Source organism: Actinomadura harenae (assembly GCF_003696215.1).
Classification (GTDB): domain Bacteria; phylum Actinomycetota; class Actinomycetes; order Streptosporangiales; family Streptosporangiaceae; genus Spirillospora; species Spirillospora harenae.
Genome location: NZ_RFFG01000251.1, coordinates 1 through 2207 on the forward strand (window position 1 = coordinate 1; position 2207 = coordinate 2207).

The window sequence follows — 2207 nt, forward strand, 5'->3', positions numbered from 1 at the left end:
CGCCACCCGCCACCTCCCCAGACTCGATCCCGACGGGATCGAGTCTGGACACAGAACCCGCCCGAACCCGGCAAGCCCGACGGCGTGTCACCCAACCCGGTGATCATTTCCGGTCAGCGCACTAGCCTCTGCCCACCGTCGGGGACGGTTCATTCGGTGGGGTCGGCGGGCTGGAGGTTGTGGGTCATGCGCTCGAGGACGTTGACGGCGGTGCGGTAGTCGTCGTCGGAGATGCCGTCCGTGGAGAGTGCGCGGAAGGCGTCGATGCGGCGGGAGACCGTGGCCAGGCGTGTGCGGCCGTCCGCCGTCAGGCTGAGGTGGTGGGATGCCGGTCGGGTTGCCCAGCCGTCGGTGAGCAGGGTGTCGATGGCGGCGGTCAGCGTGGCGGTGTCCGCGTTCGCGGACAGGACGGACAGGACGTCGGCGTCGGTCGCGCCGGGGGTGTCCTGGATGACGTTGAGGACCTGCCAGGCGATCCGCGTGAGGCCGTACTCCTGGAGCGCGGCGTTCATGTGGTGGGTGATGGCCTGGTCGGCGCGGTTGAGCCAGTAGCCGATCGGTTTCATGGATGGTCCATTCCTCAGTGGCGGGTGTCGGAGACCGGCGCGGACAGGAGTGCGGGCCAGTCCTGGGCGGTGGCCCAGTCGGCGAAGCCGTGCCATCCGACCTCGGGGTGGTCGCGTCGCAGGCCGGCGACGTCGACGTCCAGGCCGGTGGTGGAGAAGTAGTCGAACATGGCGGCCAGGTCGGTGGACCAGGTCCGGACCCGGGTCAGAGGCACCTGCTGGTGGGTGATGGGACGGCCGGTGGCGGAGGCGAGGATGTCGGCCAGCTGCGCGGGGGTGCGCTCATCGGAGGCGATGTCGATGCGGTGCCCGGCGAACTCGTCGCGGCGCTGGAGGGCCAGCGCCGCGAAGGCACCGATGTCGACGGCGGGGATGAGGGTGAGCGGCCGGTCGGCGGGCATGGGCCAGGCGAACGTGCCGCCACGCAGGCCGTCGAGGGTCCAGCCACTGGCGTAGTTGTCCATGAACGCCGCCGGGGCGATGATCGTCCAGGGCACGCCGGCGGCGCGCAGGTGCTGTTCGACCAGGTGCTTGCTCTCGTAGTGCGGGATGCCGGTACCGCGGTCGGCGTGGGCGACGGACGTGAACACGACGTGGCCGAGGCGGGCGTCCGAGGCGGCGTCGACGAGGGCCTTGCCCTGGCGGGTCTCCGTGGCGGGGTCGGTGCCGAACGGTGTGGTGACCGCGAAGAGGGAGTCGGCTCCGGCGAGGGCCGCCGCCAGGGAGGCGGGGTCGTCGAAGTCGGCGCGACGCACTTCGGCACCGAGGTCCCGCAGGGTGTCGGCGGCGGGCGCGCCGGGACGGCGGGTGAGGGCGCGCACCCGGTGGCCGGCGGCCAGCAGCGCGCGGGCGGTGGCTCCGCCCTGGGCCCCGGTCGCTCCGGTGACGGCGATGGTGAGCATGATTCTCCCAGCGATAGAATAGCTGCGCGACACATTGACTGCGCTACACATTGACTGCGTCGCGCAGCAGACTAGCCCACGATCGCTGCACCACGCAGCGATATTCGGGGCGAACCAGGCGAAATGGGAGTGTGATCCAGATGACAGACGCGCACCGGGCCCGACTGTCCTGCGAGCTGTCGATGGCGTCCCGCCGCTATCTGGCGTCGTACGTGCTCCTCAACCAGGCGATCGCCGATCACCTCGGGCTGCACCCGACCGACGTGCAGGCCCTGAGCCTGCTCACCGCCGAATCCGAGCCGCTCACGGTCAAGCAGATCGCTGACATGACCGGCCTCACCACCGGGTCCGCCACCCGGCTGGTGGACCGGCTCGAACGCCAGGGGTACGTCACCCGCGCGCCCGACCCGCAAGACCGCCGCCGCGTCCTGGTCTCCCCCGCCCCCGAACGCGTCGCGCGGGTCACCGCGGTGTGGGACGACCTGGGCCAGGGCTGGCAGGCGCTCCTGGACGAGCACACCGACGAGGAACTGGCCGTGATCACCCGGCACATGCGCCGGGCCCACGACCTCGGCCACGCCCAAGCCCGCCACCTGCGCTCCCAGCCGAAACCCGACTGACAGTGATGATGGAGGTGAGCACCTCCCGTCCGGGGTCTGACCCGCCGACTGACTGACCTTGGGTCCTCAACGGGATCTGTCGGCCCTGGTCGGGAGGTGCTCGTGTGCACTCACCGGAC

3 protein-coding genes are annotated in these 2207 nt (G+C 71.0%); 1 reads left to right on the forward strand and 2 read right to left on the reverse strand.

Annotation, left to right across the window (positions count from 1 at the left end):
* Positions 1-149 precede the first annotated feature (149 nt).
* Both EBO15_RS43265 and EBO15_RS43270 read right to left on the reverse strand, forming a co-directional pair.
* The gene (locus tag EBO15_RS43265; protein ID WP_122200199.1) at positions 150-566 is read right to left on the reverse strand and encodes a MarR family winged helix-turn-helix transcriptional regulator; all 417 of its coding nucleotides are present in this window, start codon (positions 564-566) and stop codon (positions 150-152) included.
* A gap of 14 nt (positions 567-580) precedes the next feature.
* Positions 581-1468, reverse strand: coding sequence for an NmrA/HSCARG family protein (locus EBO15_RS43270; protein WP_122200200.1), 888 nt, complete (start codon positions 1466-1468; stop codon positions 581-583).
* 140 nt (positions 1469-1608) lie between these two features.
* On the opposite strand from EBO15_RS43270, the gene EBO15_RS43275 reads away from it, so the two are divergent.
* Entirely contained in the window at positions 1609-2088 is a 480-nt protein-coding gene (locus EBO15_RS43275) for a MarR family winged helix-turn-helix transcriptional regulator (protein WP_199745191.1), read from the forward strand.
* Positions 2089-2207 lie beyond the last annotated feature (119 nt).

Coding starts and splice junctions, on each gene's coding strand:
- EBO15_RS43270 (WP_122200200.1), bottom strand. CDS start 1,468: ATGCTCACCATCGCCGTCACCGGAGCGACCGGGGCCCAGGGCGGAGCC.
- EBO15_RS43265 (WP_122200199.1), bottom strand. CDS start 566: ATGAAACCGATCGGCTACTGGCTCAACCGCGCCGACCAGGCCATCACC.
- EBO15_RS43275 (WP_199745191.1), top strand. CDS start 1,609: ATGACAGACGCGCACCGGGCCCGACTGTCCTGCGAGCTGTCGATGGCG.